Here is a 24964-nt window from a genome sequence, read left to right on the forward strand (position 1 = left end):
GATGAGCACTTTGGGCAATAACGCCCTGCTGTGCAACCTGCAACTCGCCAGGGGGGCCGCGGCATATCGCAAGTGTTGCATTTACGCCCACACAATATGGCATCACGTATACTGGAAACCGGATGCAAAATGCGCCCGCCCGATGTGCGAGGCGCGCCACAATCATGACAGGGGAGCCACAATGCAAGAGCAGCAAATGGAGAATGTCACCTACGACGAGCTGAAAATCGGCCAGAGCGCCATGGTGACGCGGACCTTATCGGAACGCGATATCGAACTCTTCGCCGTCATGTCGGGCGACGTCAATCCGGCCCACCTGGACGCCGACTACGCCCGCGACAGTGCCTTCGGCGGCGTGATCGGCCATGGCATGTGGACCGGCGCGCTGATTTCGTCCGTGCTGGGCACCACCCTGCCCGGCCCCGGCACCATCTACCTCAACCAGAACCTCGACTTCAAGAAGCCGGTGCACCCAGGCGAAACGGTGCGCGTGTCGGTGACCGTCAAGGAAAAGCACGACCACAAGCATGTGGTCATCTTCGACTGCCTGTGCAGGAATGGCCTTGGCGAAACGGTCGCCGCCGGCACTGCCGTGGTGATTGCGCCCACCAGCAAGATCCGCCTGTCGCGCCCCGACCTGCCCGAAGTGCAACTGCACAACCACGACCGCTACCGCCAGCTGGTCGATTCCTGCGAAGCCTTGGCGCCCGTACGCACGGCGGTGGTGCACCCGGTGACGGCAATCGCTCTGCAGGCGGCGCATGAAGCGGCCCTGGAAAAACTGATCGAGCCGGTGCTGGTCGGGCCTGAAGCGCGCATCCGCCAGGCAGCCCTGGACGCCGGCATCGACATTCGCGCCTACCAGGTGATCGATGCCGAACACAGCCACGCGGCGGCGGCGCGCGCCGTGCAACTGGCCGCGCATGGCGAGGTTGCCGCACTCATGAAAGGCAGCCTGCCGACCGACGAACTGCTGGGCGCGGTCTTGCCCAGTGCAGGCGGCCTGCGCACCGAGCGCAGGATCAGCCATGCCTATGTCATGGACGTGCCGACCTACCACAAGCTGCTGTTCATCACGGACGCCGCCATCAATGTCGCCCCGACCCTGGATGAAAAAGCCGACATCTGCCGCAATGTCATCGACCTGTGGCGCGTCATTGTCGACCCGGCTGCCCGGCCCAAGCTGGCGATCCTCGCCGCAACCGAGAAAGTGAAATCGAACATCCAGGCGACTGTCGACGCGGCATGCCTGTGCAAGATGGCCGAGCGCCACCAGATCGACCATGCGCAACTGGACGGTCCGCTGGCGCTCGACCTGGCCATCAGCGAGCAAGCCGTGCTCGACAAAGGCCTGGCATCCGCCGTGGCGGGCGACGCCGACATCCTGCTGGCGCCGGATATCCACTCCGGCAACATGATCGCCAAGCAGCTGACCTTCCTGGGCGGCGCCGATGCCGCCGGCATCGTGCTGGGCGCGCGCGTGCCGATCATCCTGACCAGCCGCGCCGACTCGCTGCGCACGCGCATGATGTCGTGCGCGCTGGCGGTGCGCATGGCCGATGCCCGCCGCACGGGGGCCGTCAAATGAAAAGCGATGTCCTGCTGGTCCTGAACGCCGGCTCATCAAGCCTGAAGTTCCGCGTCTTTGGCGCGCAGGCAGACTTGCCGCTGCTTGCCAATGGCCGCATCACCGGCATCGGCAGCCGGCCGGAATTCATCGTCGACGGCGAACCGGTCACCAGGCTTGAGGCCGGCATCGACCAGGCGCACGCGCTGCGCGCCATCGTCGAGTGGATCGACCGCCATGACGACAACTGGCGCATCCGCGCTGTCGGCCACCGCATCGTCCACGGCGGCGAATATTACGCCGCGCCGGTGGTGCTGTCGGCGCAGGCCATGGAAAATCTGGAGTCCCTTGTGCCGCTGGCGCCGCTGCACCAGCCGCATGCACTGGCGGCCGTGCGCACCCTGGCGCAGATCTATCCGGAGCCGCAGCAAGTGGGCTGCTTTGACACGGCATTTCATGCCAGCCATGACCCGCTGTTTCGCGAATATGCGCTGCCGCGCAAGCTGCGCGAACACGGTATACGCCGCTACGGTTTCCATGGCCTGTCCTATGAATGGATGGCGCAAGTGCTGCGCGAACGTCATCCGCGCCTGGCGCAAGGCCGGGTGGTGGCGGCGCACCTCGGCAACGGCGCCAGCCTGTGCGCCATGCATGCTGGCAAAAGCATCGACACCACCATGGGCATGACCGCCCTTGACGGCCTGCCGATGGGCACGCGTTGCGGCAGCATCGATCCGGGCGTCACGCTCTACATGATGCGCCAGCTCGGCATGAGCGGCGACGAGATCGACCACGTGCTGTCGCACGAGTCGGGCCTGATGGGGCTTTCCGGCATCAGCAGCGACATGCGCACGCTGACTGAAAGCGACAGCGCGTCAGCGCGTTTTGCCATCGATTATTTTTGCATGATGACTGCCCAGCATGCGGCGCGCATGGCGGTGGCGCTCGCCGGCATCGATGCGCTGGTCTTCACCGGCGGCATAGGCGAGCATTCCAGCCAGGTGCGCGAGGCGGTCAGCCGCCACCTCGCCTTCCTGGGGCCGTTCGAGGTGCTGGTGGTCGAAGCCGACGAAGAGCGCATGATTGCCGGTCATTGCCTGGAATTTGCATAGTCACGCGGAAGGCAGCGTCCAGGTCGACTCGCCATAGATGTCGTCGTAACTTGCCATAGCGACCAACTCCACGCCGACGGCCTTGAGGAACAGGTGCTTGCCGCCATCCTTGTCGCCGGCCGTGTGGACATACCAGGCCGGCTGGCGGCGGTCGGGATAACAGCGGTAATACTTGGCGCGCTCGATCAATAGCCAGCGCAGGAAGACTTCGTTCTCCGCCAGCGCCAGCCCGAATATCAGCAAAGGCTTGTGAAAGAGGATTTGCAGCCAGGTCGACGCACCCTGCCAGGCCTGCAGGTCCTTGCAGGAAAAGAGCCTTCCCGCGCCCTTGTGCAACCAGCTGCGCGCCCGTTCCACCGATCCCATGTAGTGGCTGAGGCCCAGGCGGATGCTCTGCCGGTAGCATTGCATGCCGTTGATATGCCAGACAGCGAATTCGCGGCACGGGTCGGCCACGGCTTGCGGAGCGTAATAGCGCTCCCATGGATAGAAGGCGGTGAAGCCGGCCTGGCGCGTGCGCTGCAGCGTGCTGCAGGCGCCCTCGCCCAGCGTGCTTTCGAAATTTGTGGTCAATACGGGCACGGCGTGCCGCAGTGCCCAGCGGGCGATGCGTTCATGCTGCGGCAGCGGCTGCCATCCGGCCATCAGCTCGCAGAACTGCGCCTGCAATCCCGCCTCGCTGCTGTTGCGCGCATACCCCAGTTCCAGCACATCATAGAATTCAGTCAGGGAAATGCCGGGCGGGACGCGGTCATGCGCAGGATCGAGGTGTCTTCTTGCCAGCGCGCCGAGCAGCGCATCCCAGGAATTGCCCTGCAGGGTCGCGCCATAGCGGTTAATGCCATTGCCGACCAACAGGGCCAAGTTGGCATGGTGGCGCGTGAGAAGAGCCTTGAGTTTCATGGCAGTGGATACGGTCGTGTAAGAAAACGCGCCAACATTACCCAGCGATTAATCAAATTGCAATAGAATAATTATTTTTAAAAACCCATCAGGTTTTCGCTGGAGAAGCGCGCCGACATGAAATCCTTACGTGCCGTCTTCGCGATGCTGACGAGTCTGGCCATCCTTCCCGCAGCAGTGGCCGAAACCGTGCCGCCAGCACCGCGTTCCGTCAACAACATGCTCGGCATGCAATTCGTGCTCGTGCCTGCCGGCGAATTCATGATGGGCAGCGCCGAATCGCCGCAAGTCCTGGCAGCGGCATACCCGCAACTGGAGCACGCCCGCTTCCTCGACCTGGCCGATGAGACGCCACTGCATCGCGTGAAGATCACGCGGGCGTTTTACTTCGGGCAGCACGAGGTGACGGTCGGCCAGTTCCGGCACTTCCTGCAAGCCTCCGGCTACCGGCCCGAATCGGAAGCCGACGGCACCGGCGGCTATGGCTACAATCCCGACTATGACCCCTCCCGCTCGGAAAGTGGCGATGCTTTCGAAGGCCGCGACCTGCGTTATTCCTGGCGCGATCCCGGCTTCGCCCAGGACGACAGTCACCCGGTCACCAACGTCAGCTGGAACGATGCCGCGGCGATGGCCAGGTGGCTGAGCGAAAAGGAAGGCCAGACGTATCGCCTGCCCACTGAAGCCGAGTGGGAATACGCTGCGCGCGCCGGCACCCGCACGCGCTACCACAGCGGCGACGATCCGCAGTCGCTGCTGACGGCGGCGAACGTCTTTGACAGCGACGCCGCGCGCAATTGGGCAAAATGGCGGGATAAGGCACTGCCCGGGAACGACGGCTTCGCCTTCACTGCACCGGTCGGCAGCTTCGCACCCAATGGCTTTGGCCTGTACGACATGCATGGCAATGTCTGGGAATGGTGCGCCGACTGGCACAGCGACGATTACTACGCGCATTCGCCGGCCGACGATCCGCCTGGCCCGGCCACCGGCACGGTGCGCGTGCGGCGTGGCGGCTCGTGGCATACCTGGCCATTTTACGCACGCGCCTCGTACCGCAACTGGAACTCGGCGCAGACACGCTACACGCTGGTCGGCTTCAGGCTGGTGCGCGAGTTGGGTTCTTATTCAACGCCTAAAAACGTGCCGTAAATCGCCAATAGCAGGATCGGCCCGCCCAGAGCGACGGCAACCCAGTTCCAGGCACCAAAGCGGGCGTTGCGGTCGTGTGCCGGCGCCACCACCTGGTTGAGACTGTTGACCGCCTGCTGCACCGGCAACAGGACGAGCATGCCCGGAAACCCGAGCAGCCAGTAGGGAGCGGGCAGGTTAAACAGCAGTGTGGCGATGATCCACGCCGCGGCCAGGGGGCCCGCAGCTAGTTTCGCCGAAGGCAGGTCCGGACGATAGCGGCGTATCAGGTCAAACAACTGGTAGCAATAGAAAATGGAAAAGAAGGTGCGCCAGAACGGCGAGATATTGGCGCTGTTGCGCTCGCGGACAAGCTTCCAGTTGTTGTAGAGCCAGTAATACTGATAAAGGCCGAAGGTGCAAAGGGTGAGCACCAGCAGCTTGCTTTGCGAGACAGAAAAGAAGGCAGGCAGATCGTCGCCGGCGAGATAGGTCAGCGGCGGCACATCAGCGACATTGGATTGTGGCGGGGAATAGGGATTGGTTTGCACGCGTGCGCCTCCGCTGTGTGATCGGTTTATGTTAACGGCGCTAAAGTATGCGTGTTTTTGCCGCTCCCCGCATCCCATGAATATGGGAGAAAAAATCCTCCTAGCGTCCGTTCCAGTGCACCAGCACCCGTTCCAGGCGATCCAGGATGAAATTGAGCAGCAGCCCGATTGCACCGATCAGGGCAATGCCGATGAAAACCACCGGGATATGGAACAGCTGCGCCGCGTCGGCGATCATGAAGCCCAGGCCACGTTGCGCTCCCACGAGTTCGGCCGCGACCACCACGGCCCAGCTCAATGCCATCGCCACTTTCAAGCCCGTGAAGATCTGCGGCACGGCAGCCGGCAGCACCACCCGGAAAAAGATTTGCAACCGGCTCAAGCCCAGCGATTGCGCCGCACGATGGTAGGCAATCGGCACGCCGGCGGCGCCGGCATGGGCATTCACCTGGGCATAGTTAAATGCCGTAAAGAAGATCAGCACGATCTTGCCCAATTCACCGAGACCGAAATACAGCACCGCCATGGGAATGAAGGCGATCGGCGGAATCGGCCGGACAAATGCCATCAGCGGCGACACCAGCGCGCTGCCGACGCGGCTGTAGCCGGTCAACAGCCCCAGCGGTATGCCCAGCAAGGCGCCAAGCGCAAATCCGGCAAGCGTGCGGCCGAGGCTGGCGCCGATGTGCGCGTACAGGGGGATATCCTTGTAGCCATCGGCAAGCAGCGCATTGAATGCGGCGAACATGCCCAGCGGGCTGGGCAGATAATCCGGGTCGATCCAGCTGCCGGCTGTCACCACGGTCCATACGATCAGCAGCGCGACGATCGCCGCCACCGAATAGACCCAGTCCGGCATTGCCCGGCGGCGCACGCCGGGCGCATTGGCACGTGCGTCCCCGGCCTCGGCGCTGCGGCCATACTCGACAGTGGCAGTGGCTGAATTGCTCATCAGCGCGCCTGCTTGAGATAGTTTTCGATGTAGGACGGATCGATCGCGGCGCGGATCTGTTCCCAGCTCAAGGGCGCGGGAATGGTGCCGGTTTCATGCAGGATTTCACCGGCCACATGCAGCTTGGCGGCCAGGCCGGCTTTCTGATCGACCAGCGACCAGCGCGTGCCCGGCGTGACTTCCTGCTTGAGCGTGGGCAGATTCGCGCCGCCAACCCGCTTGATCACCGTGCGGGCGACTTCCTTTGAAATCGACAGGCGCTTGGCCAGCGCATCGACCGCCAGCTCCGGGTTTTTCTCGATCAGGGCCAATGCTTCGGCGCGCACCTGCACCAGTTTCTGGCCTACTTCCGGGTGCTCTTTCAGGAATTGCGGCCGCGCGCCATACAGCGAGGGGCAGACGCCGCCATTGGGGCCGTATTCGTCATCGTAGCTGACGATGCGGTTGCCCTGCGTTTCCAGGATTTGCGGATAGGGCGCCCAGCCGACGCCGGCGTCGATGGCGCCGCTCTTGAAGGCATTGGCTTGCAACGGCGGCGCCAGGTTGACGACATTCAGGCTTTTGGGCGAGATGCCATTCTTGCGGGCGATCAGGCCGAACGCCACTTGGGCGCAGGTTCCCGAGGCGACACCGATGGCCTTCGCTTGCGCGATGTCGCGGTAGCTCTTGACGGGCGAATTGGCGCTGACCACCAGCGCTTCGCCGGCAGAGGTATCCACTTCCCAGCCGATGAATGTCAGCGGAATTTTCTGTCCCAGCGCAAACACCGTTGCCAGGCCCGTCGAAAAGACGTCGATATCGCCGCTCTTGAGTCCAGCGAGCAGCGGCGCGCCTGTCGGGAACCAGTAGAACTCGGGATCCAGGCCAGCCTTCTTGAACAAGCCCTGTTCGATGGCGACATACAGCACGAAATAGTCTGCGGTCGGCGCGCCCCACTTGAACTTGAGCGGCTCGGCAGATTGCGCGAAGGCAGGCGCAGCCGCGACAGCGCCAAGCAGCGAGGCGGCGCACACGGCCGTTGCCAGCAATTTGCGCGCAAAGGACTTTTTCGGGGTGACTGGTTTCATTTTGACGTTCCTATCAATTAGGTGAGGATGGGGGAAGCAGCACGAGCGGTGCGTACCTCGTTCTGTACGGCCTGCAACAGGCGGCTTTGCAATGCAATGAATTCCGGACTCGACAGGAATTCCTGCGAGCGTGGCTTGGGCGTATGCACCGGCACTTCGAGCGTGACGCGGCCGGGCCTGCTGCTCATGACCAGCACGCGGTCTGCCACAAAGATCGCCTCGGTCACATCGTGGGTGATGAAAAACACGGTTGGGCGATGCTCCTGCCACAGCTGCAGCAAGAGTTCCTGCATCTGAATGCGCGTCTGGTAGTCGAGCGCGCCGAAAGGCTCGTCCATCAACAGGATGCGCGGCTGCGACACCAGCGCGCGGGCGATTTGCACGCGCTGCTGCATGCCGCCGGAAAGCTGGTACGGGTAATGGTTTTCGAATCCTGCCAGGCCCACTTCGGCCAGCAGTTCGCGCGCCCGGCGGGTATAGGTTTGCTTGTCGATGCCGCGCGATTTGAGGCCGAGCACCGTGTTGTCGAATACGCTCAGCCAGGGAAACAGCGCGCCATGCTGGAAAACGATGGCGCGATCCGGATTGGTGCCATGCACTTCCTGGCCATCCAGCAGGACGCGGCCCTGGGTGGGCTCCTCGAAGCCGGCGATCAGGTTCAGCGCCGAGGATTTGCCGCAACCTGTCGGGCCGAGCACGGCCACGATTTCCGAAGGTGCGATGCTCAGCCTGAGATCATCCAGCGCCAGCGTTCCCGGCTGGCCGGCCTTGCCTTCATAGCGCTTGCTGACCCCGTCGAATACGATGCGGCCGGCATGCACCGCGCTTGCGCGGGGATTTTCCTGGAAACTTAAAGGTAATGTCATAGGTAAAGCTCCTGCCTTGGTTAGGATTCAGTATGTCGACAAGGAAGGTAAAAATATGTCGTGAAGGCGACAAATAACCCATGATCATTTCAAATAATAATCAACAATAAACTCATAATGATTTTTAGTAATATAGATTTTGGCTTGTCACCCATAAAAAGGCACGGCTTCGCCCAATAAAAAAACGGCCGCAAGGGCCGTGTGATTGAGTAGGATCAGCTTCGCGGCGCCGCTAGCTGCGCAACCAGTCGCCTATCAGCGCGGCGCTCTGCTCCGCTGCCTCGCGCTGGGGGAAATGCCCGACTCCGGGCAAGACGATGCGGCGGTAGGGGCCGGTAAACCAGGCATGGCTGCCGGCGGAACTGTCGACGGTAATGCAGCCATCGGCTTCGCCGTGGATCAGCAAGGTGGGCACGGCAATCTTCGGCGTTTCCTGCTGGCGCGCGTCCAGGGCGGCGTAGCGCGGGTCGGCCTCGGCCAGGCCCCAGCGGTGGCGATAGCCATGCAGGGTCATGTCGAGCCAGTCCGGATTGTCAAAGCCGGCCGCGGCGGCATCGAATTCGGCATCACTGAATTGCCAGGCGGGCGACCAGCTTTGCCATAACTCCCGGCACAGGCTGCGCCGGTCGGCTTGCAACGCCGCGACGCCCTGCGGATGCGCGAAAAACCACTGGTACCAGAATTGCCGCGCCTGCTGGAACGACAATTTGCCGCCGCCATAGCCGATCGACAGGCTGACGTAGCGCGTGAGACGCGACGCCGCCTGCGCCGCCAGCACATAGCCCGCGCGCGCGCCCCAGTCGTGGCCGACCATGGCGAAGGTGGGCAAGCCGAGCTGGTCGGCCAGGTCCAGCACATCCTGCGCCAGCGCGGTGATTTGCGCACTGCGCGGGGTGTCGGCATGCAGGAAGCGGTTGGGCCCGAAACCGCGCAAATACGGCGCAATGGTGCGAAAGCCTGCGGCATTGAGGCGTGCCGCAGTCTGCGTCCACGTCGCGATGCCATCGGGCCAGCCGTGCAAGAGGATAACGGGTTCGCCATCGCGCGGACCGGTATCGGCATAGTGGATTTCCAGCAGCCCGGTACGGACCGATTGCAATGCGCTCGTCATCATTGCCCCTGCATTATTCGCCGTACGCCTTGGTGCTGACGCGATTTTCAGCGCCGACGACCTTGAGCAGGCTGTCGCCTTCCTGTTCCGAGCCGCGCACATTGAAGGTGACGCGCTGGTTGACGCGGCGATGCGGCCAATAGTCGGCAAGGGCGTAATGCTGGGTGGTGCGGTTATCCCAGACGGCGATGCCGTTGAGTTCCCACTTGTGCGAATAGATGAACTCGGGCTGCTTCAGCCATTGCGTCAGGAATCGCAGGATTTCCCGGCTTTCCAGGGGCGACACGCCATTGATATTGCGGGTGAAGGTTTCGTTGACGAACAACACTTCCTTGCCCGATTCGGGATGTGGGCGCACCACCGGATGCGCAATCGGCCCGAAGTGCTGGATGGCCTTGGCCAGCACGTCTTCTCCCAGGCCGGCCAGGTAGTTGCGCCAGTTGCTCACTTCCCAGGTATGGTTCGCGGTCAGGCCGCGCAGATATTCCTGCAGGCCCGGCGAGAGCGCCTGGAAAGCCTTGCTGAGGCTTGCCCAGGCCGTATTGCCGCCGACGGAAGGCCCTTCGGTGATCTGGATCACGGTGCCGGCCGGCGGCTCGGCAACCCAGCTCACGTCGGTGTGCCAGTGGTCGATCGACGGCGGGCGCGTCTCGTCGGTGACGATCAGCTCGATCTGGCTATGGCCATCCTTGCGCGGAAAGTAGGCGCCTTGCGCCACGGGGCCAAATACCGCCGCCAGGTCCAGGTGCTGTTGCGGCGTCAATTCCTGCGGCGGGAAAAACAGCACCTCGAAATCCAGCAGTGCCTGGTAAAGCTCTTCGCGCACAGCGGCCGAGAGGGGCTGCTGCAAATCCACGCCCTCGATATGCGCGGCAAAATTGGGCAGTTGCGGCACGGGACGGATGTGCTTGTAGCGCTCTTCGACGGGAATGATGGCAGCGACGGATTTCGCGGTGCGGTGTGCAATGGTCATGACGGTGATCCTCAAGATTGTTGACAGGGGTTGGCTCAACAAGCCCTGGCGCTGCAGCGTCGCGGTTTGTTTTAGGCCTCTGGTGTGTCACAGTATGGAGAATTCCCGACACAAAATTTGTCGCATATGCGACAAATAACGTATATTTAGATCGCATATGAATAATCGATAAACGAGTTATGACTTTAAGTAATATTCCCTGGTACTGGAACCGCATCCAGTTGTTCGATGGCGTGGCGGAGGCGCAGCGGACTTTTATCGGCAGCGCCGAGCGGCTGGAATTCCGGCGCGGACAGGTCATTTTTGGCGCCAGCGATCCGGCAAACTACGTCTATTTTCTTGAACAGGGCAGCGTCAAGATTTATCACCTGAGCCCCGATGGCGAAGTCACCATTTTCTGGTTTTGCGTGCCGGGGGAGTTATTCGGCGCAGGCGGCCTGGCCGGCGCGGAGCGGCAGTCGGTCCATGCCCTGGCGACCACGCGCACGGTGGTGTATGCCTTGAAGCGTGGCGATTTCGATGACATCTTGCGCGCTCACCCGCAACTGGCCATCAATGTTCTCAGGCTGGTCGGCGCGCGCCTGCGCCTGGCGTGCGACGCCGTGACGGACAACGCCACGCGGCGCACCGATGCGCGGCTGGCGCGGATCCTGTTGCGCCTGGCGCAGCAATGGGGCAGCCAGTCCGGCACGGCGGTGCATTTCGGCGCGCCGATCACGAACCAGGAACTGGCCAACATGGTGGGCGCCAGCAGGCAGACGGTCAACCGCATCCTGAAGGATTTTCAACACGCCGGCTGGCTGGACTTTGATCGCAGGAAGATCATCCTGCTGCAACCGGCCACCCTGTATGACCTGGTCAATGCCGACCAGACGCGCCGCAACGACTAAACGCTTTGGCGCACGGCGCGGCGGCTCACGCCGCCTTCGGCTTTTGCAACAGCGCCTTCAAATTCGCCAGCCGGTTCTGCGGCGTGATCACTTCATCTTCTGCGGGGAGCGCATCACCCTCGTCCAGCTTCATTTCCTTGATGAAGCGCGACACATCGCAATTGACCGTTTCGCGCGCGCGCTTGCGTTTCTTGCACCAGCTGATGTGCAGGCTGCGCTGCGCCCGCGTGATGCCCACGTACATCAGGCGCCGCTCTTCCTCGATGCGCGCGCCCAGCGTCTCGATGGGCGCATCCGGGTCGCCCTTGTGCGGCAGGATGCCCTCTTCCACGCCCACCAGGAAAACGTGCGGATATTCCAGGCCCTTGGACGCATGCAGGGTCGACATGCGCACCGCATCGGGCTCTTCGTCGCGGCCTTCGAGCATGGTCATCAGCGCCACCATTTGCGTCAGTTCCAGCAAGCTCTTTTCTTCGCCGGTGCCATCACGCCCGCCCTTGCCTTTTTCCTTCAGCCAGTTGGTGAAGTCCAGCACGTTTTGCCACTTGCTTTGCGCTGCGCGCTCATCGAAGGCATCGTACAGGTAGCCTTCGTAATTGATCTCCTTCATCATCTCGTCGAGCAGCTCGGCGGCGCTTTCGCCGCGCTTGGCAGCGCGCGCTTCGACCTGGTTGATGAAGTTGCAGAATTCGCGCAAGGGATGCAACTGGCGGTCGGCCAGCTTGGCTTCGATGCCGCCCTTGAACACCGCCTCGAACAGCGAGCATTGCCACTGGCCGGAGAAGGAACCCAGCGCTTCCAGGGTTGACTGGCCAACGCCGCGCTTGGGCGTGGTGACGGCGCGGATGAATGCGGGATCATCGTCGGCATTGGCCACCAGGCGCAGGTAGCTGATGATGTCCTTGATTTCGGCGCGGTCGAAAAAACTCTGGCCGCCGGAGATCGTATAGGGAATGCGTTCCTTGCGCAGCGCCTGTTCAATGATGCGCGCCTGGTGGTTGCCGCGGTACAGGATGGCGTAGTCGGAAAACTTGGCGCGCCGTTCGAAGCGGTGCGCCGAGAGCATGATCGCGACCTGCTCGGCTTCGTGGTCATCGTCCTGCATGGCCATGACCTTGATCGGGTCGCCCAGGCCATGCTCGGACCACAGCGATTTCTCGAACAGCTTGGGGTTGTTGCCAATGACCGCGTTGGCGGCCTGCAGGATGCGCGTGGTGGAACGGTAATTCTGTTCCAGCTTGATGACCTTCAGGTCGGGAAAATCGACCTGCAGGGTCTTCAGGTTTTCGATGGTGGCGCCGCGCCAGGCATAGATCGCCTGGTCGTCGTCGCCCACCGCGGTAAACAAGGGTTTCTTGCCGACGCCGGTCACAAGGAGCTTCACCAGTTCGTACTGGCAAGTGTTGGTATCCTGGTATTCGTCCACCAGCAGGTAACGCAGTTTGCGTTGCCAGCGGTCGCGCACGGCTTCATTGCTCTTGAACAGTTCCACCGGCAAGCGGATCAGGTCATCGAAGTCGACGGCCTGGTACGCCGCCAGCGTGGCGACATAGCTGCGGTAAATGCGCCCGGCCTGCGCTTCCTCTTCGGTGACGGCATTTTTGATGGCGTCGTCGGGGCTGACCAGGCCATTCTTCCACAGCGACATGGCGTTCTGGATGCGCCGCACTTCCTGCTTGTCGGTGGTAATCGCCAGGTCTTGCACCAGCGAAAAACAGTCGTCGCTATCCATGATGGAAAAGCGGTCCTTCAAGCCCAGTTCGCGGGATTCACGGCGCAGGATATTCACGCCCAGCGAGTGGAAGGTCGAGACAGTGAGCTGCTTGGCATGGCGCGGCTCTTTGAGCTGCTTGGCCAGGCGTTCCTGCATTTCGGTGGCAGCCTTGTTGGTGAAGGTCAGCGCAGCGATGTTGCGGGGGTCGTAGCCGCGGTCCTCGATCAGGTGCGTGATCTTTTGCGTGATCACGCGCGTCTTGCCCGAGCCGGCGCCCGCCAGCACCAGGCAAGGACCATCAAGGTATTTGACCGCTTCGCTTTGCGGGGCGTTCAGGCCGAAAGAAGGGGGATGGGACATGCGACAAACCGAGGAAAGAGCAGCGCCACATTGTAGCAGTGCACCGCCACCGATTTGCCGGCACGAAAAATTAAATGCCGCGCGGGCACGACAACCGCCCTAAATGCCCCTTTTGAGCGGAAGCGAGGCGGTCGCCGTGTTGTCAATACGCAAGGCCGCGGCACGTACCAGGCGCAGTTGCCCCGGTTCCTCGGCCCGCAGGTTCAGGTTGGCGCGAACCCAGCGCTTGTGCTGTTCCTTCCAGTGGCGCAAGAGGGTCGCGGGATAATGCGCGCCCCGGTTGCGGCTGGTGGTTTCGGCGCACTTGGCGCACAGGAAAATGGCATTGTCGATGGCCTTGCGCTGGTTGCCGTTCATGGCAGCATCATGGCGCGGGCCGCCTTCGGCACCGCAAATGGCCACTGCGCGGCCGCGGTAAGTCACCTTGCTTGCCTCGTCACCCACCAGGCGCAAGGTCAGGCAACGGCACTCGGGATTGCTGCAAATGTAGGCAGCGCGCTGCGCCAGCGCGGTTTTGACCGATTTGGAAAAGTCGATGGCTGTCATGGTGCGTCCCCGAAATGTGTTCTTGTCTTGCGGCAGGCACACGCCTGCAACGATTTACGCTTTCTTCTCCGTCATGCCTTGATTGTGTGCAGAACATCGTGGGGCGTTGCGAGGAGAATAAGGATCGTCGCCTGGTGCAGATGGTAGCGCCGCACTGCACTGGTGCACATCCCATAAATATGGGAGAAAACCTAAAAAAACTCCCTGATAGGGTCGCCTCATGGAAAATTCCACCGCAACCGCCAGCCAGGACACTGCGCCAGCGCAGGAATTACTGCTGGAGGTGGGCCATTCCCTGCTCAAGGGGGAAACCTGGGAAGGCGTCTTCAACCATCCCGGCCGCGCCTGGCATTCACTGTATATTGCCTATACGCACGACAAGCTGGGGACCCCGGACCAGGTCGAGGGGGTATTTTTTGCCGAAAACGAAGCCGAGGCGCTGGCCGAACAGGTGGCGCGCGACTATGCCGGCAACCAGCCCTGGCAGCGGCCGTTCTACAAGTTCAAGGTGGCGAACTGGCCGCTTGGCGCCCTGGCCATCCGTAATGCGCGCGACAGCTTCCATCGGGGCGTCGTGCGCCAGGTGGTGGGCCTGATCAAGCAAGCCCTGCAACGCCACGGCAAGCTGCCGCGCAGCGCGGCCGCCGTGACAGTCGGCGCAGGCAGTGCGGCAACGCTGCCCGCCTACATCGATGCCAGCGGCCGACGCATCGTGCTGTGGGAGGATTGCAGCGATGCCGCCACCGCCGAGGACTCCGTGGTCTTTGCCACCTGCGGCAAAACACGCCTTTGTGGCCTGATGAATGGTTGCGGCGAGATTCTTGTGCCGCCGGCCTTCCAGGATGTGGCGCCGCTGCGTCAGGGGCTGGCAGTGGCAGTCAAGCAGGGCAAGTACGGCTATATCGATGCGGACGGCAATGTGGCCGTGCCGTTCATGTATGAAGATGCCGCCGACTGTTGCCAGGATCTCTTGCTGGTCAAGAGCGATGGCCTGTGGGGGGCGCTCGACCGCGATGGCCAGGAAGTGATTGCGCCACGCTTCGCGGCGCTGGAGCACGACGTGGGCAACGAAGCCTTGCGCGCGGTCCTGGACGGCCGGCATGGCTACCTGTCGTTAAGCGGCGAACTCATGGCCGGCTATAGCGAGCAGCCGCTGCTGCTGGCCGAGCAAGCCTTCGCCGGCGAACGCGCCGTCTTCATTGCCCGGGAAACGCCGCCAGAGGCCGACACCGGCGCACCGCGCCAGATTCTTGTGGACGCATTGGGCCGGCCCTGCGGCGACCAGCACTTTGCCGCCATCACCTATGGTGCGCACGACGATGGCTTGTTGCCTGCCTGCGCCGGCGATGCCCAGGGCATGCGCCACGGTTATATCGGCCTGCACGGCGAAACCGTGATCGGCTTCCGCTTTGCCGCTGCCGAAAGCTTTTCCGAAGGACTGGCCGCTGCCGCCGACATGGCCGCCCCCGCCTGCTATGGTTACATCGACCGGCGCGGCAACTGGGCGATTGCGCCGCGCTTCGATTATGCCGGCACATTCCACCATGGACTGGCCGTGGCAAGTTCCGGCGCGCCAGCGCCAGGATGGCGCGAGCGCCTGCATGCATTGATACGGAACTGGCGCCCGGCGCCGGCCAAGGACGCGCCACTGCGCCGCTATGGGTATATCGACCGGCGTGGCCACTATGTCATTGCGCCGCGCTACCTCGAAGCGCGGGCCTTCAGCGAAGGCCTGGCGCCGGTGCGCACGGAACGCGGCTGGTGTTACATCGATACCTGCGGCGTGCCGGTGACACCCGATTACTACCAGGAAGCCGGTCCCTTCAAGCGCGGGGTGGCGCGCATCGGCCGCCGCTTCGATGGCCCCATGCGCTTTGGCCTGGTCGATAGCGGCGGGCGCGAAATCATTCCGCCACGCTTCGAGCGTCTATCCTACCCGCAGCGCGGCATGGTCACGGCGCGCGACGAATTCGGCCTGTGGGGCTGCTTTACCCTGTACGGCAACATCGTCGCGCCCTTCATTTACCGCCAGGCGCATGACCTGCAAGTGGCGCTGGCCGCACGCGGCCGCACCCAGGTTACCTAGGCTGGGCCAGGTCCATGGTCCAGTAATTGCGATAGGAAGAAGCATCGTTCTTTACGCAAGCCACGCCGACTTCGGTAAAGTTCTTGCTCATCAGGTTGGCGCAGTGGCCGGGGCTGTTGACCCATGCCGTCATCACCTGCGCCACGCTGGTCTGGCCGGCGGCAATATTTTCACCGGCAGCCAACCACGCATAGCCGGCGTTGGTGATGCGCTGGCTGAAGCTGCGGCCATCCAGGCTGGTATGCGAAAAATAATTTTTCGCGGCCATGTCGGCCGAATGGCCAGCGGCGGCATTGAACAGCTTGTCGTTCCACTTCACTGGCGGCGCAGCGGCATAGGTCAGCGAACCGCAGGCGCGCGCGCTGGCGCGGATTTCGTTAATGCGGGTCAAAAGCTCCTGCTGGAAATTGCCCAGGCCGCAGGTTTGCGCGGCCGGCAAGGCGGCGCCCGATGCCAGCGTGGTGGTGGTGGTCGTGGCAACGGTGGCAATCGTGGTTGTCGTGGCCGCGCGCGTGGTGGTCGTCGCAGCTGCTGTGGTCGTCGTACTTGGCCTGGTCGTCGTCGTCGCCGCAAGCGTCGTTGTCGTGCGCGCAGGATTACGACTGAACAGGCTGGCGAAATCGGACCAGTTGTAGCTGGCGGCATAAGATTGGCTGGCGCCAAGGGCGCACAGCGCACCCATTAGGGCGAGGGCATGGGTATGGCGTTTCAAGATCAGTCTCCCTGGTCAAACATGCATATGGTTAATTGCCCGTCCGACATTCATGTATCGGTTTAGCAAGCCCGCCGCGCTGCGGCTGGCTCTGACACTGACATTGCCAAAGGTCAACAAGTTCCAAGACGAAAATATTTATTGGCTATTCCCCATGCCAGCAAAGCCGCTCTACATCGGCGCGCCGATTGCATTACACTTGCCGAATTCGCCTTGCTGACTGCCGCACATGAAATTTCACCACCTCATCGAAATCAACGATCCGAAAAATCCCCTGGTGCCTTTTCTGAGCCGGGCGCAGCTCTGGTACGGGTTGGTCTTGCGCGCAGAATCACCGACCTTGTTCATGGCGCATCTCGACCAGTGCACCCTGCTGGATCGCACGGCGGAAGGCGTGTCACGCGAGTTGCGTTATGGCACGTTGGTCATTCGCGACCGGGTGCATTTTTCGCCGCAAGTAGAGGTCCTGTATGAAGTGCCGGCACAGGGAGACATTGCCGCCTCGCGCATGACCATGCGCATCGAGGAACCGACGCCGGAAGCGTTTTTCGTGCGTTTCGATTACGAGGAAGGCTCGCCCGATGCGCACGATGCGATGACGGATTTCTACAATGAATTCCGCCGCTCGGCCTATCACGAGGCCGACGTGGAAACCATCCGCACCATCCGCCGCCTGGCCGAAGAAGGCCGGCTGGATCGCCTGCCAAGCTGAAGCGGCAGTACCATGAAATGGCGGGCAGCCGTGCCACGCACGACTGCCCGCCAAAGTGCTGCCCGACGTAATACGGTTTAGCGGGTCGCGCGTTCCCAGCCATACCGCACTGCATTCTTGGCTTTTTCCCACGGCGTTGCCGCGCCATAGTGCGATTCCCAGTCCGCATGCACGTCTTCCTCGGCTTCATCCCAGGGATGTCCACGGAAGCGCTCGTCGGCCGCGACACTGGAGCCATACTGATACGCCGGCGCATAATCCTCGAATTTGCCACTGTTGCCATACGTCGTCTGGAAGTGCCGGCGGTATTCATCATCGTTGTCCAGCATCTCGGTGCCGGTGCGTCCCGTCGCACCGAGCTGTTCGACTTCAACGTCCGTGCGCCGCACAGTATCGCGAATATCCTGGGTCCTGTCGCGCGACTCCTTGCTGACAACCACTTCTTCGACGACGCGCGCAGTCTTGCCAACGACTGCCTCTTCCGACGTTTCCCGCATTTCGAAAGAGCCTTCCTGCAGCCCGCTCAATTCGGCTTCGCTGGCCTGGCGGTCCACTGGGCGCCGTTCCACATTTACCCGCTCCTCGTGCAGGTTCACCGACTCATTGACCGGGGTTTCGCTAACCCGCTGGAACACCCGCACGCCGCCACGCTCGACTACGCGCTTGCCGACCTGCAGTGCTTCCTGCACCACGGGAATGGTCGCACCCGCGGCGATGCCGCCCGTGGCAGCCTGGCGCCGCTGCAAGTCGTTCTCTCTCATGCTCGCCTGGGTGGCCGTCGTGCGGGCAGTATCGTCCAGACCGCTGCCTGTCGCTGCGCCGGTCGAGTAATAGCGGTGCTCTTCCTCGATTTCGCTATCGCTCAAGGCTGGCGCCGCTTCATCGTAGCGTGACCAGCCACGGCTCTTCCACTGCGCGGCGCGTTCATCGATATCGATTGCGCCGAAGCGGTTCATCACCTGGGTCGCCTGTGTCAGTTCCGTGTCATCGCTGGCATGCACCGTCAAGAGATAATGTCCGCGGCGCACGGCTTCCGAATAGACATCGGCATGCTCGCTGTAGTCGTCGTTACCGCCGAACAGATTGTGAAAGAAATTGCGGATGCCGGAGCCGAATGACTGGTCCTCGCTTGCGGTTGTCGTGCCCGTCGCACTCAGCGAGGTCTGGCGCGCATTGGGCGATTCTTCCTCAGGTGAAAGCTGAAGATCGGTACGATCGAAGCCGTTGGCAAGCAATTCATTGTAGGCGCCTTGCGCCTGGGTGTAGTTCTGGTACACACCCACCACAGTATTAGCCATGATGTTCTCCTGTAATAGAGGTTGCCGGGCAAAATCGCCAGGAATATTGTCGTCCCGCTTAGGGTCTTGTGACGGCGATGGAGTTCCCGGTGGCGGCCCGTCGCCTTCAGGGTTTTCATCGAACCGTTCGACCTGGACCTCATACGACTTGACGACGACAGATTGCGGCGCGCGCCTGTCCCGTTGATGCCTGGTAATGCGCACCTCTTCCTTCAGGCGCAAGCGTCGCTCGACCACCAGGACTTCTTCGAGCACGGGCACGATAAAGGTATCGCCCTCCTGGCGCGGCACGGGCGGGGCCGCGCTGTCGACCATCGTGCCCACCGGGACACGAACGACTTCCACCGTTTCCTCGCGCAAGGGTTCATCCACAACTTGCGTGTGTTCCACCGTATGGCGTTGCACGCGCACGCCTCGCCCGCTATCAATTGTGCGTTTGCTGACTTCGATGCGCTCCTGCACAACCGGCAGGCTAGTTGCCTCGACCGCGTTGCCGGCGACATCGTGTGCCCGTGTGGCGGCAGCCACCCCTGCAGGGCGTTCTGGAAATGCATTGTTGGGATTCATCGCAATTCGGGAAGCCTGGGACTTCGCTGCAAAAACAGGAAAGCATGGGATGCAATAAACAAGCCTGGCACCGGGCCGGCGCTCTGCTGTCTTATCGGGCTGATCGCCGGTTGCGGCCGCAGCGTGTTTTACGCGCAGCAGGGTAAAAATTACCGGCTCTCCAGCGTCTTGGCGGGACGCTCTTCTTCCTCGAACTAATTCCAGTGTTCAGGCTCTTACTCAATGGGAATCATTGTCTGTTTCTGAAGGAGCGAGCCATGAGCAACATCATTGCCGGTCGTTTCGATCAACAAGCTATGGTCGAAGAAGCGCGGGCGGAATTTCTGCGCGCCGGTTTTGCCGAAGAGCAGATCACCAGCTTCTATGTCAATCCCCCGGGCCAGCACGACCTCACGCCGATCGGCGGCGATGAAGTGGAATCGCATGGCGCTGAGCATAGCAGGCATGGCATCAGCCGCGGCGGGCTCGCCGGCGGCGCCGTCGGTGCTGCCCTTGGCGCCACCACCATACCCGTGCTGGGGCCGGTCGGTCCCATGGTTGGCGCCCTGGTGGGCGCCCATGTCGGCGACCTGGCAGGCTCGCTGTCGGAGATGGATGACGATGGCAACAGCGCCCCCTTTCGCCACGCTGGCATGATGCTGGCGGTACTGGCCCCCGACCCGGATGCAGAAGACCGCGCCATCCGCCTGCTGCATGCATTGCACGCCCAGGATATCGAACGCGCCCAAGGCACCATCGCCAATGGCGACTGGGCGGATTTCAATCCGCTGCAGCCTCCCGCACTGGTGGACTTGCATTAGACGCCGATACCAGCCGCCAGCGGCGCGACCGAGGCAAGGTTTCTAGATATCGACCGGATCGACTTCGAGCGACCATTTGACGCGTGGCCTGATCTCGCGCAGCAGCGGCAGCCAGTCATTCAGGAATGCCTGCAATGCCGGACGCGAACCGGACTCCACCAGCAGTTGCGCCCGCTCGACATTGGCGACCCGGGTCATCGACATCGGAATCGGGTCGTGGATGGTGATGCCCGGATATTCCAGAAGCTGGCTCGAGGCATGCAGGAATTCCAGCGCCAGCTGCAGTTCGCGCGCTTCCGCGCGCAACAGCGCCTGGAAGATAAATGGCGGCAAGTCGGCCTGGCCACGCTCTTCCAGCTGGCCCTGGGCAAAGCGCTCGTAGTCATGTGCCATCAACGCGCCATACAGGGGATGCTGCGGATAGCGTGTCTGGATCCACACTTCGCTGGGGCTGCCATCCGCCTTTTGCGCGCGCCGCCCGGCGCGCCCTGCCACCTGCATCAATTGCGCAAACAGGCGTTCTGCGGCGCGGTAATCCTGCGAAAACAGCGCCGTATCCGGATTGAGCACGCCCACCAGCGTCAGGTTCTGGAAATCGTGCCCCTTGGCCACCATCTGCGTGCCCACCAGGATATCCACCTCGCCCTGGTGCACCGCGCTGAACGCCGCTTGGGCGCTGCCTTTCAAGCGCGTCGAATCGGCATCGATGCGCAGGATGCGCGCTGTCGGGAACATCTGCTGCAAACCCTCTTCCACGCGTTGCGTGCCCCTCCCCAGAGGCTGCAGGTCGACATCGCCGCAGGTCGGGCAATTGCGCGGGATGCGCATCTCGCAGCTGCAATGGTGGCAGCGCAGGCGGTGGTCCAGCTTGTGCAAGACCATGTAGGCGCTGCAATGCGCGCAATTGCTGATCCAGCCGCACGCCTCGCAGGCGATCACCGGTGCATAGCCGCGCCGGTTCAGGAAGAGCAGCGATTGCTCGCCGCGCTCGAGCCGCAGCTTCAGCGCCTTGACCAGGGTGGCGGTCAGCCCGCCCGTCGGCTTGTCGCGCTCCATGTCGATCAGGCGCACCTTCGGCAGCACGGCGTCGGGCACGGCCCGCTCGCGCAACTCCAGCTTGCGGTAGCGCCCTGATTGCACATGTTGCCAGGATTCCAGCGAAGGCGTGGCCGACCCCAGTACCACGGGAATGCCGAGCTGGTGCGCCCGCCACACGGCCAGGTCGCGCGCCGAATAGCGCAAGCCTTCCTGCTGCTTGTAGGACGGGTCGTGCTCTTCGTCGACCACCAGCAGCTTGAGGTGCGGCAACGATGCCAGGATCGCCAGGCGCGTGCCCAGCACGATTTGCGCGCGACCATGGTGTGCCGACAGCCAGTGCGCCAGGCGCTCGCCCTCGGCCAGGCCGCTGTGCAGCATCGCAATCGCCAGGTGCGGAAAACGCGCCTGCACGTTGGCCAGCCATTGCGGCGTCAGGTTAATCTCCGGCACCAGGATCAGCACTTGCGAGGGCGCCTCTTCCGGCTGCGCCCGCGCCAGGATGCGTGCGGCCGCCTGCAGGTACACCTCGGTCTTGCCGCTGCCGGTGACGCCATACAGCAGGAAGGGCGCAAATCCTGCGGCGCCGGCAATCGCGTCCACCGCGGCTTGCTGCGGCGGGTTCAGGCATGGTGCGGCAGGCACTTCGGGCACCACGGCCGCTTCCTCAAGGGCCATGTCGCTCGCCGCAACCGCCACAACGGCAACCTCTGCATCGGCCGTTTTTGCGCGCGCCCGGGCTGCTCTGGATGCCTTTGCCGGTACCTGCGCCGTCACCGGCGTGTGCAATTTTTTCAGGGCCTTGTCCAGCGCCGTGGTCTTTATGGCGCGCAAGTTTTTCGGCAAGCCCGGCACCGCCACCTCGCCCAGCGGCCGATGGTAATAATCGGCAGCGAACTGGCACAAAGCCAGCCAGGCCCGTGACAACGGCGGAATCTGCACGTGCACTGCCAGCGCATCCTTGAGCTTTTCCGGCGACACCTCGCTGTGTTCGCTCACTGCGACGATGACCCCCACCACTTCGCGGCGACCGAACGGCACAATGGCCAGATGTCCCGGCTGGGGCAGCGCCCCCGCCCCTGTGACAAGTTGCCAACGATAATCGAAACAACTGTCAAGTGGTGTATCGAGTGCAATTTTGAGGATGCAGTGTTCCACGCAGTTAAAGTGATTCTTTAATAATGAAGCTAAGCGGCGGTTTCATAAGCGTTTTTTCAACTATCCACAGATACTGTGGATAACTTTGTGGACAAGCCATGCTTGACACCCGCAAGTACCAGTATTTATGCGGGTTTCAACAAACTGCTCATTCGGAGGGCAAAAATATTTTCCTTTAAAATCAACGACTTGCTTTCTGAGCTTTGATGCAGGAAATTATTTTCGGCAAATAATTTATGTTGCTCCGCAACATGGCAGGTTTGTGAATAAGTTGAAGGGGGTGGCCCTTTTTTGGCGAATGTGAAGAACAAAAAATATTCATATCGTCAAGTAATTCATTCTTGCCATGCCACATTGGCTACTTAAGGTAAAACATCAATTTTTCGCCTAAGTACTGATTCCAAAAGGCTTTTTCATTCTATTCACATTACCTGTGGATAACTTTGTGGACAAAATCCTCTTGACAGGCGGAAAGCCGCAGAATGACGGGGTTTTCTGCAATCTTTCCTGTTGCCAACCAAAATTTCCATCCCTTACAAATCAATGACTTACGAAAATTGCCTTGCGAAAAATCATTTAGTAAAATAAATTTTTTTACCTAAGGAAATTTACTCACATTCTGTGAATAAGTGCATGCAGCGCCCCAAAATAGTTCCTGCATGCACTATTAAGGACAGCCTTATCCAGGCTGGCGCAGCGCCCGGCTTTGTTCGTGCACGGCCTCGACCAGCACGGCCACCGACTCCGGCGGCGTGAATTGCGAAATGCCATGGCCGAGGTTGAAGACATGGCCATTCCCCGGCGCGCCGAAGGATTGCAAGAGCTTGCCAACTTCCGCCTGGATTTGCGCGGGGCTGGCGAACAGCACGTTGGGGTCGAGGTTGCCCTGCAAGGCCACCTGCGCACCCACGCGCGCACGCGCCTGCCCGAGGTTGACGGTCCAGTCCAGGCCGACGGCGTCGGCGCCGATGCCGGCAATCTGCTCCAGCCACAGTCCGCCGCCCTTGGTAAACACGATGCTGGGGATGCGCACGCCATTGTGCTCGCGCTTCAGGTTAGCCCATACCTCGCGCAGGTACGCCAGCGAAAACGCCTGGTAGGCGCCATCGGCCAGCACGCCGCCCCAGGTATCGAACACCATCACGGCTTGCGCGCCCGCCTCGATCTGCGCATTCAGGTAAGTCGCCACCGCCTGGGCATTGGTCTTGAGGATATGGTGCAGCAGGTCCGGGCGCTGGTACAGCATGGTCTTGATGGTACGGAAGTCATCCGAGCCGCCGCCCTCGACCATGTAGCACGCCAGCGTCCAGGGGCTGCCGGAAAAGCCGATCAGCGGCACGCGGCCGTTCAATTCCGTCCGGATCTGCGTGACGGCGTCAAACACGTATTGCAGGCTGCCCGCCTCCGGCAGGCGCAGCGCCTTCACCGCCGCTTCGTCGCGCAGCGGGCGCTCGAACTTCGGCCCCTCGCCCTCGGCGAAATACAGGCCCAGGCCCATGGCATCGGGCACCGTCAGGATATCGGAAAACAGGATCGCCGCATCCAGCGGGAAGCGCTCCAGCGGCTGCAGCGTGACTTCGGTGGCGTAGTCGGGATTCTTTGCCAGCCCGAGGAAGGAGCCGGCGCGCTTGCGCGTGGCATTGTATTCCGGCAGATAGCGGCCAGCCTGGCGCATCAGCCACAGCGGCGTGTACTCGGTCGGCTGGCGCAGCAAGGCGCGCAGGAAGGTGTCGTTCTTGAGGGGTGCGAAGGAACTGGACATGGGCATCATCTGGCGGAATTGAATAACCCGCTATTATCGCCCAAGAGACGAGGGTTGCAGCGGAAATGGCGGATATCAGCAGGAATGTTCCCGTGATTGAGCACAGCGGGAACGGCGAATGCCAGACTTTTTTGCCAATAGATAAATACTTCCCTGCCCCGCCGTGACCAGCCCATGTCGTTCGGTTCAGGCAGTGGCTTCGATGTCAATCACCACGGCTGCCTCGTAGCGCTGCCAGCGCAACAGAATGGCAAATGGCCGCGTCCGGGTGGACGACTTGATTTGCTGCGTGTTGCCAAGGATGGTAATCGGCACGGAAATTTCAAGCCGGTCACCAAAATGCTGCCGGGCATTGCCGGATATGGTATTGGCCACCTCGCCTACAGCATCCAGCAGATTGGCTTCACAAGTATCCGGTTCCTGCAGGCGGATCAGCAACTCCCGCACCAGAATGCGGGGCGCCGAAAAATAGATACATCCCCGAAACTGGCCGGACAGGGTGATCAAGCCGGTGTAATCGAAGCGCGGTAAATCGGTTTCTGCAAGATACGCTGCGCGGATCTCCGCCGGCTCGCTGGTCAAATGCAGAAAGTAGTGAGTCACTGCATCAATGAAGATTTTTAATTCGGTTTCACGAAGCGTCGCCATAGATTGTTTCCTGAAGCTTGGTCGATTCAAAACACGTGTCGTCATAGGGTCGGCTTGCGCTACTGGGAGACTTCCAGCAAAGCGTTGGCCAATTGTTCATCGGAAAACGGCTTATGCAAAAACCCCCGCGCCCCTTTCTTCAGGGCCGCGATCGCGGTGACCTTGTCGCTCAGGGCGGACACCACCAGAATGTTCAGGCCGGGATTGCGGGCGATAAGGATTTCAATGCAAGCGATGCCATCCATTTCCGGCATGGTCAGATCCATCGTCACCACATCCGGCATATTGCGCTGGCAAAGTTCAACCGCTTCGATGCCATTCTTTGCCAGTCCGACGATACTCAGTTGCCGCAAGCTCGGATGCAGCGCAATCCTTGCAATGCGTGAACGGATAATATTGGAATCATCCACGATAAGCAGTTTCACTTGTAAGCTCCCGGGATC

22 protein-coding genes are annotated in these 24964 nt (G+C 61.8%); 7 read left to right on the forward strand and 15 right to left on the reverse strand.

Annotation, left to right across the window (positions count from 1 at the left end; all coding sequences use genetic code 11):
• Positions 1-181 precede the first annotated feature (181 nt).
• Both EKL02_RS00910 and EKL02_RS00915 read left to right on the forward strand, forming a co-directional pair.
• The gene (locus EKL02_RS00910; protein WP_128900273.1) at positions 182-1588 is read left to right on the forward strand and encodes a bifunctional enoyl-CoA hydratase/phosphate acetyltransferase; all 1407 of its coding nucleotides are present in this window, start codon (positions 182-184) and stop codon (positions 1586-1588) included.
• Positions 1585-2679: an acetate/propionate family kinase gene (locus EKL02_RS00915; protein ID WP_128900274.1), complete on the forward strand. Its 1095-nt coding sequence runs from the start codon at positions 1585-1587 to the stop codon at positions 2677-2679. Before EKL02_RS00910 ends, EKL02_RS00915 begins: the two co-directional genes overlap by 4 nt.
• Here EKL02_RS00915 and EKL02_RS00920 read toward each other — a convergent pair whose 3' ends face one another.
• Positions 2680-3582, reverse strand: a complete 903-nt coding sequence (locus EKL02_RS00920) for a hypothetical protein (protein ID WP_128900275.1) — start codon at positions 3580-3582, stop codon at positions 2680-2682.
• Between the two features lie 219 nt (positions 3583-3801).
• Between EKL02_RS00920 and EKL02_RS00925 the strand changes: the two genes are divergently transcribed.
• Entirely contained in the window at positions 3802-4734 is a 933-nt protein-coding gene (locus EKL02_RS00925) for a formylglycine-generating enzyme family protein (RefSeq protein ID WP_241687891.1), read from the forward strand.
• On the opposite strand, the gene EKL02_RS00930 is transcribed toward EKL02_RS00925, so the two are convergent.
• The 6 genes from EKL02_RS00930 to EKL02_RS00955 all read right to left on the reverse strand — a co-directional run bounded on the left by EKL02_RS00930 (position 4707) and on the right by EKL02_RS00955 (position 10233).
• Positions 4707-5264, reverse strand: coding sequence for a hypothetical protein (locus tag EKL02_RS00930; protein WP_128900277.1), 558 nt, complete (start codon positions 5262-5264; stop codon positions 4707-4709). The two genes, EKL02_RS00925 and EKL02_RS00930, sit on opposite strands and share 28 nt — an antisense overlap.
• 100 nt (positions 5265-5364) lie before the next feature.
• Entirely contained in the window at positions 5365-6216 is an 852-nt protein-coding gene (locus tag EKL02_RS00935; protein WP_241687758.1) for an ABC transporter permease, read from the reverse strand.
• Positions 6216-7283 carry an ABC transporter substrate-binding protein gene (locus EKL02_RS00940; protein ID WP_128900278.1) on the reverse strand — a complete coding sequence of 356 codons (1068 nt, stop codon included), beginning with the start codon at positions 7281-7283 and terminating at the stop codon, positions 6216-6218. The genes EKL02_RS00935 and EKL02_RS00940 overlap by 1 nt, the downstream gene beginning before the upstream one ends.
• A gap of 17 nt (positions 7284-7300) precedes the next feature.
• Positions 7301-8149, reverse strand: a complete 849-nt coding sequence (locus tag EKL02_RS00945; RefSeq protein ID WP_128900279.1) for an ABC transporter ATP-binding protein — start codon at positions 8147-8149, stop codon at positions 7301-7303.
• A 232-nt stretch (positions 8150-8381) separates the two neighbouring features.
• A complete protein-coding gene (locus EKL02_RS00950; RefSeq protein WP_241687759.1) occupies positions 8382-9260 on the reverse strand; it encodes an alpha/beta hydrolase in 879 nt (292 codons plus the stop codon).
• A 13-nt stretch (positions 9261-9273) separates the two neighbouring features.
• Positions 9274-10233, reverse strand: coding sequence for a TauD/TfdA family dioxygenase (locus tag EKL02_RS00955; RefSeq protein ID WP_128900281.1), 960 nt, complete (start codon positions 10231-10233; stop codon positions 9274-9276).
• Positions 10234-10412: 179 nt separating this feature from the next.
• Here EKL02_RS00955 and EKL02_RS00960 point away from each other — a divergent pair, with 179 nt between their 5' ends.
• A complete protein-coding gene (locus EKL02_RS00960) occupies positions 10413-11123 on the forward strand; it encodes a Crp/Fnr family transcriptional regulator (RefSeq protein WP_128900282.1) in 711 nt (236 codons plus the stop codon).
• A 25-nt stretch (positions 11124-11148) separates the two neighbouring features.
• Here EKL02_RS00960 and EKL02_RS00965 read toward each other — a convergent pair whose 3' ends face one another.
• Together EKL02_RS00965 and EKL02_RS00970 are read right to left on the reverse strand one after the other, a co-directional pair.
• Positions 11149-13197 (reverse strand): UvrD-helicase domain-containing protein, encoded by a 2049-nt coding sequence (locus EKL02_RS00965; RefSeq protein WP_128900283.1) that lies wholly within the window; start codon positions 13195-13197, stop codon positions 11149-11151.
• A 99-nt stretch (positions 13198-13296) separates the two neighbouring features.
• Positions 13297-13743: a hypothetical protein gene (locus EKL02_RS00970; RefSeq protein WP_128900284.1), complete on the reverse strand. Its 447-nt coding sequence runs from the start codon at positions 13741-13743 to the stop codon at positions 13297-13299.
• A gap of 220 nt (positions 13744-13963) precedes the next feature.
• Here EKL02_RS00970 and EKL02_RS00975 point away from each other — a divergent pair, with 220 nt between their 5' ends.
• Positions 13964-15829 (forward strand): WG repeat-containing protein, encoded by a 1866-nt coding sequence (locus tag EKL02_RS00975; RefSeq protein WP_128900285.1) that lies wholly within the window; start codon positions 13964-13966, stop codon positions 15827-15829.
• Here EKL02_RS00975 and EKL02_RS00980 read toward each other — a convergent pair.
• Positions 15822-16541 (reverse strand): CAP domain-containing protein, encoded by a 720-nt coding sequence (locus EKL02_RS00980; RefSeq protein ID WP_241687760.1) that lies wholly within the window; start codon positions 16539-16541, stop codon positions 15822-15824. The two genes, EKL02_RS00975 and EKL02_RS00980, sit on opposite strands and share 8 nt — an antisense overlap.
• Before the next feature lie 229 nt (positions 16542-16770).
• Here EKL02_RS00980 and EKL02_RS00985 point away from each other — a divergent pair, with 229 nt between their 5' ends.
• On the forward strand, positions 16771-17253 hold the full coding sequence (locus EKL02_RS00985) for an SRPBCC family protein (protein ID WP_128900286.1): 483 nt from the start codon (positions 16771-16773) through the stop codon (positions 17251-17253).
• Between the two features lie 77 nt (positions 17254-17330).
• Here EKL02_RS00985 and EKL02_RS00990 read toward each other — a convergent pair whose 3' ends face one another.
• Positions 17331-19118: a YsnF/AvaK domain-containing protein gene (locus EKL02_RS00990; protein WP_128900287.1), complete on the reverse strand. Its 1788-nt coding sequence runs from the start codon at positions 19116-19118 to the stop codon at positions 17331-17333.
• A 257-nt stretch (positions 19119-19375) separates the two neighbouring features.
• Between EKL02_RS00990 and EKL02_RS00995 the strand changes: the two genes are divergently transcribed.
• Complete coding sequence (locus tag EKL02_RS00995) at positions 19376-19918, forward strand: hypothetical protein (RefSeq protein ID WP_128900288.1); 543 nt, start codon at positions 19376-19378, stop codon at positions 19916-19918.
• A 42-nt stretch (positions 19919-19960) separates the two neighbouring features.
• Here EKL02_RS00995 and EKL02_RS01000 read toward each other — a convergent pair whose 3' ends face one another.
• The 4 genes from EKL02_RS01000 to EKL02_RS01015 form a co-directional block, all read right to left on the reverse strand.
• Positions 19961-22111 (reverse strand): primosomal protein N', encoded by a 2151-nt coding sequence (locus EKL02_RS01000; protein ID WP_128900289.1) that lies wholly within the window; start codon positions 22109-22111, stop codon positions 19961-19963.
• Positions 22112-22790: 679 nt separating this feature from the next.
• Complete coding sequence (hemE, locus tag EKL02_RS01005; protein ID WP_128900290.1) at positions 22791-23873, reverse strand: uroporphyrinogen decarboxylase; 1083 nt, start codon at positions 23871-23873, stop codon at positions 22791-22793.
• 186 nt (positions 23874-24059) lie between these two features.
• Positions 24060-24521, reverse strand: a complete 462-nt coding sequence (locus EKL02_RS01010; protein WP_164931912.1) for a chemotaxis protein CheX — start codon at positions 24519-24521, stop codon at positions 24060-24062.
• 59 nt (positions 24522-24580) lie between these two features.
• The gene (locus EKL02_RS01015) at positions 24581-24946 is read right to left on the reverse strand and encodes a response regulator (RefSeq protein WP_128900292.1); all 366 of its coding nucleotides are present in this window, start codon (positions 24944-24946) and stop codon (positions 24581-24583) included.
• Positions 24947-24964 lie beyond the last annotated feature (18 nt).

The organism is Janthinobacterium sp. 17J80-10, from assembly GCF_004114795.1.
GTDB lineage: Bacteria > Pseudomonadota > Gammaproteobacteria > Burkholderiales > Burkholderiaceae_D > Paucimonas.